The organism is Pseudoalteromonas sp. B62 (assembly GCF_037162565.1).
GTDB classification, from domain to species: domain Bacteria; phylum Pseudomonadota; class Gammaproteobacteria; order Enterobacterales; family Alteromonadaceae; genus Pseudoalteromonas; species Pseudoalteromonas fuliginea.
Map to the genome: position 1 here is coordinate 4004696 of NZ_JARLVB010000002.1, position 14884 is coordinate 4019579.

General features: G+C 40.0%; 16 protein-coding genes and 1 pseudogene. 5 read left to right on the forward strand and 12 right to left on the reverse strand.

Features of this window, described 5'->3' with window-relative positions; genetic code table 11:
* Positions 1 to 19 precede the first annotated feature (19 nt).
* From P4S71_RS22645 to tkt, 12 genes are all read right to left on the reverse strand, one after another.
* Complete coding sequence (locus P4S71_RS22645) at positions 20 to 334, reverse strand: helix-turn-helix domain-containing protein (protein ID WP_039486714.1); 315 nt, start codon at positions 332 to 334, stop codon at positions 20 to 22.
* Complete coding sequence (locus P4S71_RS22650; RefSeq protein WP_039486712.1) at positions 321 to 653, reverse strand: type II toxin-antitoxin system RelE/ParE family toxin; 333 nt, start codon at positions 651 to 653, stop codon at positions 321 to 323. The genes P4S71_RS22645 and P4S71_RS22650 overlap by 14 nt, the downstream gene beginning before the upstream one ends.
* A gap of 77 nt (positions 654 to 730) precedes the next feature.
* Complete coding sequence (locus tag P4S71_RS22655) at positions 731 to 1186, reverse strand: GNAT family N-acetyltransferase (RefSeq protein ID WP_337151574.1); 456 nt, start codon at positions 1184 to 1186, stop codon at positions 731 to 733.
* Positions 1187 to 1256: 70 nt separating this feature from the next.
* Positions 1257 to 2432, reverse strand: a complete 1176-nt coding sequence (locus P4S71_RS22660) for an NRAMP family divalent metal transporter (RefSeq protein ID WP_337151665.1) — start codon at positions 2430 to 2432, stop codon at positions 1257 to 1259.
* 202 nt (positions 2433 to 2634) lie between these two features.
* Complete coding sequence (gene hpf, locus P4S71_RS22665; protein ID WP_007376058.1) at positions 2635 to 2991, reverse strand: ribosome hibernation-promoting factor, HPF/YfiA family; 357 nt, start codon at positions 2989 to 2991, stop codon at positions 2635 to 2637.
* A gap of 187 nt (positions 2992 to 3178) precedes the next feature.
* Positions 3179 to 3493 (reverse strand): pyrimidine/purine nucleoside phosphorylase, encoded by a 315-nt coding sequence (gene ppnP, locus P4S71_RS22670; RefSeq protein WP_002958974.1) that lies wholly within the window; start codon positions 3491 to 3493, stop codon positions 3179 to 3181.
* Between the two features lie 299 nt (positions 3494 to 3792).
* Entirely contained in the window at positions 3793 to 4617 is an 825-nt protein-coding gene (locus P4S71_RS22675; protein WP_337151575.1) for a hypothetical protein, read from the reverse strand.
* Positions 4592 to 5416: a hypothetical protein gene (locus P4S71_RS22680; RefSeq protein ID WP_337151576.1), complete on the reverse strand. Its 825-nt coding sequence runs from the start codon at positions 5414 to 5416 to the stop codon at positions 4592 to 4594. Before P4S71_RS22680 ends, P4S71_RS22675 begins: the two co-directional genes overlap by 26 nt.
* Complete coding sequence (locus P4S71_RS22685; RefSeq protein WP_337151577.1) at positions 5417 to 5971, reverse strand: hypothetical protein; 555 nt, start codon at positions 5969 to 5971, stop codon at positions 5417 to 5419. It abuts the gene before it with no gap.
* Positions 5935 to 6195: a hypothetical protein gene (locus tag P4S71_RS22690; RefSeq protein WP_337151578.1), complete on the reverse strand. Its 261-nt coding sequence runs from the start codon at positions 6193 to 6195 to the stop codon at positions 5935 to 5937. Before P4S71_RS22690 ends, P4S71_RS22685 begins: the two co-directional genes overlap by 37 nt.
* A complete protein-coding gene (locus P4S71_RS22695; RefSeq protein WP_337151579.1) occupies positions 6192 to 7382 on the reverse strand; it encodes a hypothetical protein in 1191 nt (396 codons plus the stop codon). Before P4S71_RS22695 ends, P4S71_RS22690 begins: the two co-directional genes overlap by 4 nt.
* A 246-nt stretch (positions 7383 to 7628) precedes the next feature.
* Complete coding sequence (gene tkt / locus P4S71_RS22700) at positions 7629 to 9620, reverse strand: transketolase (protein WP_337151580.1); 1992 nt, start codon at positions 9618 to 9620, stop codon at positions 7629 to 7631.
* Positions 9621 to 9924: 304 nt separating this feature from the next.
* Here tkt and metK point away from each other — a divergent pair, with 304 nt between their 5' ends.
* From metK to serA, 5 genes and pseudogenes are all read left to right on the forward strand, one after another.
* The gene (gene metK / locus P4S71_RS22705; protein ID WP_337151581.1) at positions 9925 to 11076 is read left to right on the forward strand and encodes a methionine adenosyltransferase; all 1152 of its coding nucleotides are present in this window, start codon (positions 9925 to 9927) and stop codon (positions 11074 to 11076) included.
* 417 nt (positions 11077 to 11493) lie between these two features.
* A pseudogene (locus P4S71_RS22710) lies at positions 11494 to 12044 on the forward strand (hypothetical protein).
* A 20-nt stretch (positions 12045 to 12064) separates the two neighbouring features.
* Positions 12065 to 12661, forward strand: coding sequence for a 5-formyltetrahydrofolate cyclo-ligase (locus tag P4S71_RS22715; RefSeq protein ID WP_337151582.1), 597 nt, complete (start codon positions 12065 to 12067; stop codon positions 12659 to 12661).
* Between the two features lie 53 nt (positions 12662 to 12714).
* A complete protein-coding gene (gene rpiA, locus P4S71_RS22720) occupies positions 12715 to 13368 on the forward strand; it encodes a ribose-5-phosphate isomerase RpiA (protein ID WP_337151583.1) in 654 nt (217 codons plus the stop codon).
* 9 nt (positions 13369 to 13377) lie between these two features.
* Complete coding sequence (gene serA / locus P4S71_RS22725) at positions 13378 to 14607, forward strand: phosphoglycerate dehydrogenase (RefSeq protein WP_007377804.1); 1230 nt, start codon at positions 13378 to 13380, stop codon at positions 14605 to 14607.
* Positions 14608 to 14884 lie beyond the last annotated feature (277 nt).

Below are 14884 nucleotides of genomic sequence, written 5' to 3' on the forward strand. Positions count from 1 at the left end.
TCTCAAAGTGTGCGAAGCTCTATAACTCAGCTATATGGTTCAATGTCTCAGGATGACGCTGTACAAGCTTTAGCAAAGTTATCGCTTGCCCATTCGGTGCGCTGCGTCCTTGTTCCCAGTTTTCGAGCGTTCTTGCTGATGTATGTAGAATGTTTGCAAATACACCGCGCGACATATTAAATGTTTCTCGAATATTTACTATTTCATCAGGTGAGATAGCAAGATCGTTGATATCCTTTACTGCATGAGAACGTAACGTAAGCTTACCTTGTGAATGCGCTTTAGCGTCCACAAGTGCTGTAGTTAATTCTGAAAATAAATCACGTTTGCTCATTGCGCCACACCTCTAAGAATTCTTTTAATTGCTTTTTCTGATCTGCTGTTAAATCGGTGACTTCGTTTTTACTGTAAATAGTGAGCAAATAAAAACGTCTTTTATCGTCCAAGTAATAATATATAACTCTTGAACCACCACGCTTACCCTTTCCTTTGCTCGCAACTCGTATTTTACGTAAGCCGCCTGTTCCTTGAATAACATCGCCCTGTTTTGGGTTAACCATTAGATCTGCTTGAAATAAACGATACTCGTCATCACTCAAGTACAACTCTCGGTACTTTTCGAATATGTTTGATTCAACAAATAGGCTTTTCATACATTAAAGTATACGCAGATAGCGTATAAATTCAATTAAAGATTTTAAACGATTGGCGCAGGTATCTCTTGCTTTAGCTAAAGCGCTTTACTCATAAACAAGCTGTAAGGATCTAACTCATAATCACCAAAGGGTTCGCATTTTTTAAAACCAAACTGAGTGTAAAGCTTTTGTGCGGGCAAAAATGCCTTTGCCGTGCCGGTCTCTAAACTTAGCTTTTTGTAACCTCGCAGTGTTGATTGCTCAATAATGTGCGTAAGTAACTTAGCCGCTATGCCTTGGCGTAAATAGTTGCTTGAGGTGCGCATTGATTTAATTTCGCCTTCGGTCGCATTTAGTGCATTTAAAGCGCCAACACCCGCTAAATTATTATCAATCCATAAGCTATAAAAAGTTATATCGGGCTGAGTGAGTTTGCTCACATCAAGTGCATGTACGCTCTCAACGGGTGAGTGTTTTAACATATCGTTATGATGCGCTTGTAGTAATTTTATAACTTCTGGGTTTGAAAGCTCACCTACTCGAATATCCATTTATACCTCGTTTAATTCTAGAATTTAATGCTTTAGGCTTTATTTAAAACCCTAAAGTAAATAGCTATATTTAGGCCGCTAGTTTCCATACTACAAACGCAACAGCAAAGCCTATTAAATACACTAAGCCTAGCCACGTTAAGCTGCGCAGTAACACGCTGTGCTTTATAGCTGGCTCTGAGCGCACTAAGCTAAAGTTAAGCCATGCAAAAACAGGTGTTGTAACAAATGAAAGCGTCATCGCAAACGTAAGCATAGGGCCAAGGGCTGATTTAAAAAATAAAATAACCGCCATACCGGCAAGTGCTTGCAGTATTAACCAAATATTTAGACTGTGTTTTGATTGCTTAAATCCAAGTAGCTTATGAGACTCGTTAAGCGTGCGGGCGTAGCCATCTAGCACGGTGAGTGTAGTGCCAAACATACATAAAAAGGCGATTGCTGATACAAACGGCCTTGCCCACTCGCCTATTGTTAATGCGTACATATCAATAAGCTGCTTGGCAAACGCGACACCACCGAGTTCTATACTACTGGTTTGCCCGTACTGCACTAATACACCTAAGCTAAAAAATACTAAGGCTAAGCCTGCTGTAAGCCAGTAACCTACGTTAAAATCGAACAAGCCTTGGCTTTTAGACACTGTTTGTTGCGCTTGTTTTTCTTTTAGCCATAAAGAACTTAATGCAGATATTTCGATAGGGGCTGGCATCCAGCCCATTAAAGCCACCATAAAGCTAAGCATGGCAAGTTCATACGGTGAAGGCCCTATGTAATCAGCAGGTGCCATTGGGCCGTTACTAAATGCAATGGCAAGGGCAATCAAAGTAGCGAGCGTCAGCAGCCCCATAATGCCTTTGGCAACGTTATCTAGCGCTTTAAAGTGCCCAAGTAGCAATATAACTAAACATACGCCTAGCAGCATCCAACAAAGCAAGGTTACTTCAATAACCACAGGTAGAGCGTAATGTAGCAAACTTGCTGTAAGCAGCAATACACCGGCGGTATTAACTACAGCAGCTACAATGTTTAAACCGATAAAGCTGTAAAAATAAAACGGGCCTTTGCTTTTATACCCTTCCACTAGGCTATTTTTAGTCGCGAGTGTGTATTCCATACCAAAGCGAAAAAACGGGTACTTTAAAACATTAACAACAAGGATTAGCCAAAATAGTTGCCAACCAAATATTGCTCCAGCTTGCGTAGAGGCAACTAAGTGAGAACCGCCAATAGCGGCTGTTGCCATGAGTATTCCAGGTCCAAGCGCACCTAGTCGAGACTTCCATACTGCTTTTGTTGTGTGCATTAATTTCTCAAAATATGTGTGTTGTACGCTGCTTTTATTAATTCTTTTGATTAATAAACTGCAAGAACGCATAACTTACCTAAATTACAGGCAATAAAAAAGAGCCATACGGCTCTTTTTTATAATACTTTGGAACTAAATTTTATTTAAGATCCATCTCTTGGATGATCTCGTGTGCGATTTCAGGTGTCGTGCTAACAGGCTTTTCGTGTAGGTTTGCTTTTATCTGCCCTTTTCGATGTTTTAGTGCCGCATCGAGTTTTTTAGCTGCACTTGCAATGGCAGGGTACATAACTTCGTTTTCCCCTTTTACCGATATGCGCGTGCCTTCGTAATTAGTGCTAATTTCAGCTTGGATTTTATGATGCTCTTTAGACAAAATAATATCGAGTGCAATAAGCGATGGAAAGTGGCTCTCGATTTTTGAAAATTTTTCGTTGATGTGCTCTCTAATAGAGTCAGTAACTTCAACATGGTGACCAGAAAGATTAATTTTCATAGGGTATCCTTTTATTTGTTACCTCATAAATAGTATTGGGGGCTATTTAGATTAACACAAGGAAAAAGAGAGATATTTGAGGTTTATTTGCGGCTTTTGGTGATTTAAATCATGCGTTGTGCAAAGTTTATGCAAAGCCCATTGTACATGGGCTTTCAGACGTCTACTTAACTTAAACTAAGATTGGTTAATCTGTGTACGAACAACAGTAGTCAGCAAAATCAGATACTTTTACTTTAAAGCTTACATTTGCATCAACATTAAACGATTCACCCGCGTTAAATGTTTTCCACTCACTTGCACCTGGTAATAAAATATCCCATTGGCCCGCTAAAAGCTCCATGCACTCTTTTTGGTTTGTATCAAAAACAAACTCACCTGGTTGCATAAAGCCTAACGTTTTCGCTTCGCCATCACCTAAAATAACGGTGCGGCTCGATACTTTTCCGTCAAAATATACATTGGCTTTTTTTACTACACTTACGTTATCGAACTTTGGCATTTTTAGCTCCTGCTAATTTTTATATTTAATTGCGGTCACATTGCCTGATACATAATGAGCTTGCAAGGAAGTGGAGCGAAAAACATTAAGTCAAAATATCATAACGGCAAACAACAACTTATTTTTATTGAATATTAGCTTTTAGAGGATATGTTAAATAATTAGAAGCTACGCCTCTCACGTGAGCAAGCTCTACGTCTACAAATAACGCTCCTTAACTTTGGGAACAACTACTTGTAGGTGTGCATATTTCTGGCTTTTAAAAGTAACTCTTTTATTAAAGGCGGGCTTTGAGAAAGTTAAAAACCCTGCGAGTTATCAGTAATTAAATTATCGTGTTCTGGAGGTAAATCACTGAGCTTTATTGATTCCATAATCCGCTGTTGTGATTCAAGTGCATGCTTAGCCCATTTTTTATGCTTATCAGAGCGATCAATACGATGATTAAATTCAACCTCTAAAAAAGCATGTTCACTTAATGGCAAACAATAAAAATCTTGACGAGAGAGGCTATTATTTCTTTTTACTTGGTAGAACACCCACTGGCAATTGTTAAATATAACTTCTTTGGCTGCTGGTAGTGGTGGATATCCTCGAGTCTCAATACGCCCTAAAATTTCTTCTTTCAGTGCCTCACCTTCCCAAGGGTTTGCTCTTTTACTGGATTCTAACGTGGTATCATTTTTAACTTCGGTATTTCTGCCATCAGGTCCCCAATGGAAGTTATCGTATGATTCAATCACAAAACGCTTTAATTGCACGGTATCCAGTACATTGATTTCATTAGTTTGTTTAATCCTTAGTTGGCAACTAAGCATGCCATACTCACTACTTGGTAAATAGCTTACTGGTGGCAAGTACATCCAGTTTTTAGTAAGCATATGTACATATACGTGGTGGAAATAATCTTCCTTGTGCTGATTAAACCAACTTGTTGAATTATAGGGAAATGAGACATCAATTGTAGAAGGTACAGCAGCAACATTACTACTAGGCATATCAAGGGTTAATAGCTTACCTTCTAAAATAAAGCGATAGTAGATGCAATTTTCAAAATTGGGCCCGCCAATAAAACCACGGTAAAAAGCCTTAGCTAAATTAAACACTTTTAGAATTATCAGCAATTAAATTATCGTGATCTGGAGGTAAATCACTGAGCTTTATTGATTCCATAATTCGCTGTTGTGATTCAAGCGCATGCTTAGCCCATTTTTTATGTTTATCTGAGCGGTCAACGCGATGATTAAACTTTACTTCCAAAAAAGCATGTTCACTCAGTGGCAAGCAATAAAAATCATGGCGAGAGAGAGCATTATTCCTTTTTACTTGATAAAACACCCATTGGCAGTTATTAATCACAGCCTCTTTAGCGGCAGGCAATGGCGGCTTTCCATAAGATTCAATACGACCTAAAATTTCTTCTTTTAAAGCTTCCCCCTGCCAAGGATTTGCTCTCTTACTCGATTCTAAGGTGGTATCATTTTTGATTTTAGTGTTTTTTCCATCTGGGGCCCAATGAAAGTCATCGTACTCATCAATTACAAAATGTTTTAATAGGCTGATATCAAGCACATTGATTTTATTGGTTTGTTTAATCCTTAGTTGACAACTAAGCATGCCATACTCACTACTTGGCAAATAGCTTACTGGTGGCAAGTACATCCAGTTTTCAGTAAGCATATGCACGTATTCATGGTGTAAATAGTTTTTTTTATGTTGTTTAAACCAGCTGGTTGAATTATAGGGAAACGACACATCAATGGTAGATGGTACAGCTGCGACATTGCTATCCGGTACATCGAGAGTGAGTAGTCTGTCTTCTAAAATAAGGCGATGGTGAACACAATTTTCAAAATTGGGCCCGCCAATAAAGCCACGGTAAAAAGCCTTAGCTAAATTAAACACTTTTAGAATTATCAGCAATTAAATTATCGTGATCGGGGGTAAATTACTGAGCTTAATTGATTCCATAATCCGCTGTTGTGATTCAAGTGCATGCTTAGCCCATTTTTTATGCTTATCAGAGCGATCAACACGATGGTTAAATTTTATCTCTAAAAAAGCATGTTCACTTAATGGTAAACAATAAAAATCGTGGCGAGAAAGAACATTACCTCTGCACTCTTTGTAAAACACCCACTGGCGATTATTAATAATTATCTCTTTAGCCGCCGGTAATGGCGGTTGACCGTAAACCTCAATCCGCCCTGATATTTCTTCTTTCAGAGCTTCACCTACCCATGGGTTTGCTCTTTTACTCGATTCTAACGTAGTATCATTTTTAATTTTAGTGTTGTCACCATCAGGTCCCCAATGGAAGTTATCGTATGATTCAATTACAAAATGCTTGAGTTGCTCAAAGTCCTGTACATTTATTTTTTGGGTTTGTTTAATCCTTAGTTGGCAACTAAGCATGCCATACTCATTACTGGGCAAATAGCTTACTGGCGGTAAGTACATCCAATTTTTAGTAAGCATATGAACGTATTCATGATATAGATAATTTTTTTATGCTGGTTAAACCAAACCTTTGAATTATATGGAAATGAAATATCCATAGGCTTTTGAACTGCGGCAACATTACTGTTGGGTACATCAATTGTAAGTAGCTTATCTTCTAAAATGAGGCGATGGTGGACGCAATTTTCAAAGTTGGGCCCACCGACAAAGCCACGATAAAAAGCTTTAGCTAATTTGATCATAACCGTGCATCCGTATGAGGTAGAGTTTTAATAAAATTTCTTACTACATCGGCCTTGTCATTATAGCCAAGCATTTGCAGTTGGTCAGCGTAAGTGACTAGACCTAAAAATGGCAAAGTGTGTGGGCTTGCTGCAGCATCATCTCCTGTAACTAAGCCCTTAAATTTCATCGAACGTACAAGACTGCTTGACGATAAGTCATTACGGCCAGCTAGGTTAGGCACTAAGTCATAGGGATTGTTACGCACCGCAACAACTTTTAATCCGGTACTATGGGCAATGCGTTTTAAACGCTCGATATTTGAGCCTGAGCCATGCACCGCGAGTTGCTGGCCTGTAAGTGACTTACCATAATATATACGATAGTGTTCTAGGGCCGCGCAAAAAATGATTGCCCCTTGACTGTGTGCTAACCATTTAACCTGCTTACCTTGCTGGTTATTTTGTGCCAGCACAGCTGCTAAATGTTGAGCGTTATGGGATTTAGTACCTAAGCGTTTATCAAACGCACATTCCACCAAATCTAGCTTTGGTCGATCTGTTGGGTTATGAAACAGCGTATAAGCTTTTATGCCATCGCCCTCATAGGCTCTATCAAGGTGGGTGCCCATTAGCCATGTGGCTTTGGTAAGCTCATTTTGCATACCATTGACCGCCGCATGCTGCGTATTAACTTGCGTAGTCGCTGTTGGAACATTTCCCCATGCACCTTTGACTTCTTCTATCTCTTCTTCACCCATAGCCCTATCATAAGTATGGTTACTTCGTCTTTTTACCTCATAAAGCATGGTGCGCTCTGCAGCAAAGTTACTTTTTGCTCCCTGCAATTGCCTATCGAAAAGTATATCTTCTAAATTTATAAAATTATTTTTAAGCGAGTACTCTATTAAAAAGTGATAATTACGAAATGGATATTTTGTCCGCCATAAACGGCGTAACGGGTTACGGCTATGCTTAATTGAGTTTGTAGCATTTGGATTAGCGCATATTTGAATGATATCGGCGCACACCATTTTTAAATCATAGTCATTGAGCTGCGATAGCATAGCGAGAGCTTGGCAGGTAAATTTAGCTTTACTAAATGGGAAGTTAATAGGGAGTTTAACACCAAAATCTCGACAGCTAAGCGCGTCAAGAGGGATAACAGAATGAGCGTTGATAGTTTTATTGAGTTTAGACCAAGACATATTGCTTCCTTGTAAATGAGTCTGGGTTAAAATACTACGTTAAATTATTTGTTAGAGCAAAAGTTTTTAACGCAGTATTATAATGTTGAATTGCACCTTTTTTGCTCCATTGTAGGTCGTCATTTATGGCGTCATATTTTTGATATACCTTTAACGCGCTAAAACACGACCTACAAACAAAAAAGCCCGCGCTGTTTTTTCACAGTGCGGGCTTTTCAATTACTTACTTTATTTAATCAAATACTATTAAAAAAGCGCGTTTGCTTTGCTTACAATGTTTGCCACTGTAAAACCAAAGTGTTCAAACAACTCATTAGCTGGTGCTGACTCACCAAAGGTCGTCATACCTACTACTGCGCCGTTTAGACCAACGTACTTGTACCAGTAGTCAGCAATACCTGCTTCTACTGCTACGCGGCGTGAAACTGATGCAGGTAATACGCTTTCTTTGTATGCTGCGCTTTGATCTTCAAAGGCATCAGTACATGGCATAGATACAACACGTACCTTTTTACCTTGGCTGCGTAGTTCGCTTGCTGAATCTTGTGCTAGTTGCACTTCAGAACCCGTTGCAATAAAAATAATCTCAGGGTTGCCGTCACAGCTAAGGATGTAACCACCCTTTTTAACATCGCTTAATTGCTGTGCGTCACGGGCTTGTTGCTCAAGACCTTGGCGAGTAAAGATTAACGATGTAGGACCGTCTTTACGCTCAATAGCTTGTTGCCATGCAATTGCCGACTCAACTTGGTCACACGGGCGCCAGTTGTATAAGTTAGGCGTTAAACGCATGCTTGCAATTTGCTCTACTGGTTGGTGAGTTGGACCATCTTCACCTAAACCAATTGAATCGTGCGTGTATACAAAAATGCTTGGTTGCTTCATTAATGCAGCCATACGTACGGCATTTTTTGCGTATTCAACAAACATTAAGAACGTAGCACCGTAAGGAATAAAGCCTTTATGAAGGGCAATACCATTCATGATGGCCGACATACCAAACTCACGTACACCGTAATAAATGTAGTTACCGCTTGCATCATCGCGTGTTAAACCTTTAGAACCATCCCAAATTGTTAGGTTTGAGCCTGCTAAATCGGCTGAGCCACCCATAAATTCTGGTAATAACGGACCAAACGCATTTAATGCATTTTGCGATGCTTTACGAGACGCTGGGTTTGCTGGGTTTGCTTGCAATTGCTCAATATACGCTTGAGATTTTTCAGCCCAATCGCCAGGCAGTTCGTTATTAATACGACGTTTGTACTCTGCTGCAAGCTCTGGATATGCTTTTGCGTATGCTGCAAATTTTTCGTCCCAGCTTGATTCAAGCTGTTGACCTTTTTCTTTGCCATCCCACTGTGCATAAATATCATCAGGAATTTCGAACGCATCGCCAGTCCAACCTAAAAATTCGCGAGACGCTTTAATTTCGTCATCACCCAGTGGTGCACCGTGACAGTCGTGGCTACCAGATTTATTAGGTGAGCCGTAACCAATAATTGTTTTACAGCAAATTAGTGATGGCTTATCGGTAACGCTTTTTGCTTCTGCAATTGCAGCACTTACTGCATCACTGTCGTGACCATCAACACCACTAATTACATGCCAACCGTAGGCTTTAAAACGAGCTGGCGTGTCATCTGTAAACCAACCTTCAACTTCGCCATCGATTGAGATGCCGTTGTCATCCCAAAATGCAACAAGTTTACCCAGACCTAATGTGCCTGCAAGTGAACCTGCTTCATGAGAAATACCTTCCATAAGGCAGCCATCGCCCATAAATGCATAGGTAAAGTGATCAACAATATCGTGACCTTCACGGTTAAACTGTGCAGCTAGCGCTTTTTCAGCAATGGCCATACCTACGGCATTTGTGATCCCTTGACCTAATGGACCCGTAGTAGTTTCGATTCCTGGTGCATAGCCATATTCAGGGTGACCTGGTGTTTTAGAATGCATTTGACGGAAGTTTTTAATTTCGTCCAGTGGTAAGTCGTAACCACTTAGGTGCAATAGAGAATAGATAAGCATTGAACCGTGGCCATTTGAAAGAATAAATCTGTCACGGTCAGCCCACTCTGGATTTGTTGGGTTGTGTTTTAGATAATCGCGCCATAATACTTCTGCGATATCAGCCATGCCCATAGGGGCTCCAGGGTGACCAGATTTGGCCTTTTGTACTGCGTCCATTGACAAGACGCGAATAGCATTTGCAAGTTCTTTGCGAGATGGCATGAATTCTCCTACCTTTATATGTGTATTTGCACGGGTATTTATTATTCGTTTATGTATCCAAGTTTATTGAATACTGTTATACCGACCATTCTTACTTATTGTGGGGGCGGTGTGCAATTAAAAACCCCATAAAAGGGAGCATTATGAATATTTTTTAAGACCAGAACGACATTCGTAATTTTATTTAGACGTCTAGGCGTAAAAACACTATGCAAGGTGTTTTGTTTTCGATAAAATACGCCCCTTAATTTTTTAGCGCTAATACCGACGTTTGTGAAGCGCAATATTTGTGAGCAGAAATACAATGGCAAAACATTTATTTACTTCTGAATCAGTTTCTGAAGGTCATCCGGATAAAATCGCCGATCAAATCTCTGATGCGGTACTTGATGCTATCCTAGAGCAAGACTCTCATGCTCGCGTAGCGTGTGAAACGTACGTGAAAACCGGTATGGTTATGGTTGGTGGTGAAATCACGACTAGCGCATGGGTTGATATCGAAGAAATTACACGTAAAACAATTCGTGACATTGGCTACACAAATTCAGACATGGGCTTTGATGCCGATTCATGTGCAATTTTAAACACTATTGGTAAACAGTCTCCTGACATTAACCAAGGTGTTGACCGTACTAGCCCAGAAGAGCAAGGCGCTGGCGACCAAGGCTTAATGTTTGGTTACGCATGTAACGAAACAGAAGTACTAATGCCTGCTCCAATTACTTACTCACACCGTTTAGTACAGCGCCAAGCTGAGGTTCGTAAAAGCGGCGAGCTTAACTGGTTACGTCCAGATGCAAAATCTCAAGTTACTTTTGCATACGAAAATGGCAAACCTGTAGGTATTGATGCTGTAGTGCTTTCTACTCAGCACAGCGAAGACATTTCGCAAAAAGATTTAGTAGAAGCTGTGATGGAAACAATCATCAAGCCGGTACTTCCTGCAGAGCTTGTTACTAGTGCAACTAAATTTTTCATTAACCCAACAGGTCGCTTTGTTATTGGCGGACCAATGGGCGATTGTGGTTTAACTGGTCGTAAAATCATTGTAGATACATACGGTGGTATGGCTCGTCACGGTGGTGGTGCTTTCTCTGGTAAAGATCCATCAAAAGTTGACCGTAGCGCGGCATACGCTGCACGTTACGTTGCTAAAAACATTGTTGCTGCTGGTCTTGCTGACAAGTGTGAGCTACAGGTTTCTTACGCAATTGGTGTTGCAGAGCCTACATCTATTAGCGTTGAAACGTTTGGTACAAGCAAGCTGGAAGAAAGCCGTTTAATTGAGCTTATTCGTGAACATTTTGACCTGCGCCCTTACGGCTTAATTCAAATGCTTGATTTAGAGCGCCCTATCTACCTTCCTACAGCGGCTTACGGCCACTTTGGTCGTGACGAATTCCCTTGGGAACGTACAGATAAAGCTGAAGCACTTCGCGCAGCAGCTGGCCTTTAATTGGTTAGGTAACTATCTAAATACAAAAAAAGCGCCAATTGGCGCTTTTTTTATGTATTATAAATAGCAGAATAAATTCAAACTTAATTAAAATAACGGTACATTAATAAAAATATTAAGGCAATTTACTCTTTGTTGCTCGGTTTTTACTTATTCTTACATGGATGTAAGCCAGTAGCGCAGCGCAGGAGCCGTTACCGAGCCCACTAGCTTACAAACCTCACGCCGCGATTAAACAGCCCCTAGATTGAACAAATTTCAATCCTGAAAGGCCAACAAGCCCTAATCCACAGACTTTATTTTGTGATCGCACAGAAAGTAGCTCATAAGTTAAAATAATTTAATTTTACATATGGATGCCTTTATAAAGGAGTTCGGTTTATACTCTTTTTATTAAAAAGCTTTAGGGGTACTTAAATGGCCGACAATTTTCGCGTTATATTTGCTGGACTTGCTGATGGAATAGACAGTAACGCTGCATCTATCAACCTTGCAGATAAACTAAAAACCTCAGAAGAAAAAGTAGCTCTTTTTTTAAAGGAAAGCCACTGTTTGCACCGAGCCATAAAGACAAAGCACTAAAACAAGCCAAACTATTGGCTAGTTTGGGCATTAAAAGTAAGTTGCAGGCAGTTTCAAATGCAGCTAATACCTCAACTGAGCAGCCTCAAAACAGTCAACGTGATGAACGTATTTTTGATGCCCTTGATTACATCACCAGTAGCTTAATTCGCCTTGAAGAAAAACTCGAAGAACTTGAACAACGCTTACCAGAAGAGCAATCAAAAAATCCTGAAATAGATGAGGATGACGATTGGCAAGACGACGATTTATTGCTTGATGAAGAGTCAGTAAGCACACCTAAAAAACGCAGTAATGTGCTTTTATATTCTTTAATAGCAACAGCCGTGACGTTACTTATTATATTGGCTGTATATTTGGCATTTCCTAGCTTATTTTCTTTATAATTGCATAGTGAAATCATCAAATGAATAATAACCGTGCGCAGATAAGAAAATCTATCCGTGAAATACGTAATAACTTGTCAAAAAATCAACAAAATTTAGCGGCGCAATCGCTATATATGAATTTTATTCAATATTTAAAAAGTAAAAAAACGAATAAAACAGAGCATATAGCAATCTACTTAAGTAATGATGGAGAACTAGATACCTCACTGTTAATTAAAGAGTTATGGAATCTAAATCACCACATTTACCTACCAGTAATTCACCCCTTCAATGGGACTAATTTACTCTTTCAGCGCTATGAAAAAAACTCACCCATGAAGGCAAACCGCTATGGTATCTTTGAACCTAAGCTCAACTGCTCTCAAATATGCCCATTAGCAGCGCTTGATTACCTCCTTATGCCGTTAGTTGCATTTGATAAACAAGGTAATCGCCTAGGAATGGGAGGCGGGTTTTATGATAGAACACTGGCGCGTTTACACGAACAAAATTGGCAAAAACCACAACTTATTGGCTTAGCACATGAATGTCAAAAAGTAGACGTGTTACCCATTGAGTCGTGGGATGTACCACTTAAAACTATTATCACTCCAGATAAAACCTACTGCTGGTAATACGTTAACTTGTATACTAGCAGCATACTTTTGATATAGATGAGCACACATTAATGACACAAGATGAATTAAAAAAAGCAGCTGCCTGGGCTGCACTCGAGTTTGTAAAAAAAGACACCATAGTAGGCGTGGGTACAGGTTCAACGGTTAACCATTTTATTGATGCACTTGGCTCAGTAAAAGACACTATTGTAGGCGCTGTATCAAGCTCAGAAGCTTCAACTGCACGTTTGGAAGCGTTAGGTATTGAAGTGTTTGAACTTAATAACGTTGATGCTTTAGATGTATACGTTGACGGCGCTGACGAAATAAACGCTCAAAACGAAATGATTAAAGGCGGCGGCGCAGCGCTAACACGTGAAAAAATAGTAGCGGCAGTAGCTAAACAATTTGTGTGTATTGTAGATGACACCAAATTAGTAGAAACGTTAGGTGACTTCCCGCTTCCGGTAGAAGTTATCCCTATGGCGCGCAGTTACGTTGCACGAGAATTATTAAAACTTGGTGGTGACCCTGTTTACCGTCAAGGCGTAGTTACCGATAATGGTAACGTTATATTAGATGTATTTAACTTAAAAATTACCAATGCCAAACAACTTGAAACACAAATTAACTCAATTGTTGGCGTAGTTACCAACGGCCTATTTGCGATGCGTGGTGCTGATAAAGTGATAATCGGCACTAAAAATGGGCCTCAAATTAAATAGGATGAGGTTATGAGTAAGGTATCGTTAGCAAAAGACAAAATTAAAATTCTCTTGCTTGAAGGTGTTCACCAAAGCGCTGTTGAAACGCTAAAACGTAACGGTTACAGCAACATCGATTACGTTAAAACATCCTTACCTGAGGACGAACTAAAAGAACGCATTAAAGATGTACATTTTGTAGGCCTTCGTTCTCGCACTCATATAAGCGAAGCGGTATTAGATGCCGCTGAAAAGCTCGTTGCAGTTGGTTGTTTTTGTATTGGCACAAACCAAGTTGACCTAGACAGCGCACGCGAACGTGGTATTGCTGTATTTAACGCACCGTTTTCTAACACTCGTTCTGTTGCAGAGCTTGTACTTGGCGAAATTCTGCTTTTACTACGTGGTATTCCAGAGCGTAATGCAGCGGCTCATCGTGGTGGCTGGTTAAAAACAGCAAATGGTTCGTTTGAAGCACGTGGTAAAACATTAGGTATTATTGGCTACGGTCACATTGGTACTCAGCTGGGTATTATGGCTGAAAATATCGGTATGAACGTGGAGTTTTACGATATCGAAGATAAGTTATCACTGGGTAATGCCAAACAAGTTCATAACCTAACTCAGCTATTACAACGCTCTGATATTATTAGCTTACACGTACCAGAAACGCCGCAAACTAAAAACCTAATCGGCACAGCTGAACTTGCTGTTATGAAGCAGGGATCTATTTTGATCAACGCTTCTCGCGGAACTGTTGTTGATATTGATGCACTTGCAGAAGCGCTTACCGAGAAAAAGCTAAGTGGTGCAGCAATCGATGTGTTCCCTACTGAGCCTAAATCTAACGATGAAGAATTTGTATCGCCACTGCGTCAATTCGACAATGTTATTTTAACACCACACATTGGTGGCTCGACACAAGAAGCACAAGAAAATATTGGCATTGAAGTAGCAGGTAAACTGGCTAAATACTCAGATAACGGCTCAACGATTACTGCGGTTAACTTCCCCGAGGTATCGCTACCAGAGCTTGCTAATCGTAGCCGTTTATTACACGTGCACCACAATCGTCCTGGCGTACTAACACAAATTAACCAAGCGTTTGCACAGCACGGTATTAATATTGCCGCGCAATATCTGCAAACAGATTCAGCAATTGGTTATGTTGTTATTGATGTAGATACTGATCACTCTGAAGTTGCACTTAAAGAGCTAAGCGCTGTTGAGGGTACAATTAGAGCACGTATTCTTCATTAATAATGAGATTGGCTCTTTGAGCAATAACTACAGTTTTATAAAAACACCGCACTTAATTTAAGCGCGGTGTTTTTTTATAAGCGGTGTATTTCTCATAAGTTACATGTGCGCGATGTAAAATCGCACCTACCGCTTGGGTATATATAATTTTGTAGGTGAGGTTTTATACCTCGCTTTTACATATTAAAAACACGTTACATGTGCGCGATGTGAAATCGCACCTACTGTTTGAGTGTATATAGGTGTGTAGGTGAGGTTTTACACCTCGCTTTTGCAT

Bases quoted from the DNA above. Each gene is read 5' to 3' on its own strand.
- P4S71_RS22645 (WP_039486714.1), bottom strand. From the start codon at position 334: ATGAGCAAACGTGATTTATTTTCAGAATTAACTACAGCACTTGTGGAC.
- P4S71_RS22650 (WP_039486712.1), bottom strand. From the start codon at position 653: ATGAAAAGCCTATTTGTTGAATCAAACATATTCGAAAAGTACCGAGAG.
- P4S71_RS22655 (WP_337151574.1), bottom strand. From the start codon at position 1,186: ATGGATATTCGAGTAGGTGAGCTTTCAAACCCAGAAGTTATAAAATTA.
- P4S71_RS22660 (WP_337151665.1), bottom strand. From the start codon at position 2,432: ATGGCAACAGCCGCTATTGGCGGTTCTCACTTAGTTGCCTCTACGCAA.
- hpf (WP_007376058.1), bottom strand. From the start codon at position 2,991: ATGAAAATTAATCTTTCTGGTCACCATGTTGAAGTTACTGACTCTATT.
- ppnP (WP_002958974.1), bottom strand. From the start codon at position 3,493: ATGCCAAAGTTCGATAACGTAAGTGTAGTAAAAAAAGCCAATGTATAT.
- P4S71_RS22685 (WP_337151577.1), bottom strand. From the start codon at position 5,971: ATGCTTACTAAAAATTGGATGTACTTACCGCCAGTAAGCTATTTGCCC.
- P4S71_RS22690 (WP_337151578.1), bottom strand. From the start codon at position 6,195: ATGATCAAATTAGCTAAAGCTTTTTATCGTGGCTTTGTCGGTGGGCCC.
- P4S71_RS22695 (WP_337151579.1), bottom strand. From the start codon at position 7,382: ATGTCTTGGTCTAAACTCAATAAAACTATCAACGCTCATTCTGTTATC.
- tkt (WP_337151580.1), bottom strand. From the start codon at position 9,620: ATGCCATCTCGCAAAGAACTTGCAAATGCTATTCGCGTCTTGTCAATG.
- metK (WP_337151581.1), top strand. From the start codon at position 9,925: ATGGCAAAACATTTATTTACTTCTGAATCAGTTTCTGAAGGTCATCCG.
- P4S71_RS22715 (WP_337151582.1), top strand. From the start codon at position 12,065: ATGAATAATAACCGTGCGCAGATAAGAAAATCTATCCGTGAAATACGT.
- rpiA (WP_337151583.1), top strand. From the start codon at position 12,715: ATGACACAAGATGAATTAAAAAAAGCAGCTGCCTGGGCTGCACTCGAG.
- serA (WP_007377804.1), top strand. From the start codon at position 13,378: ATGAGTAAGGTATCGTTAGCAAAAGACAAAATTAAAATTCTCTTGCTT.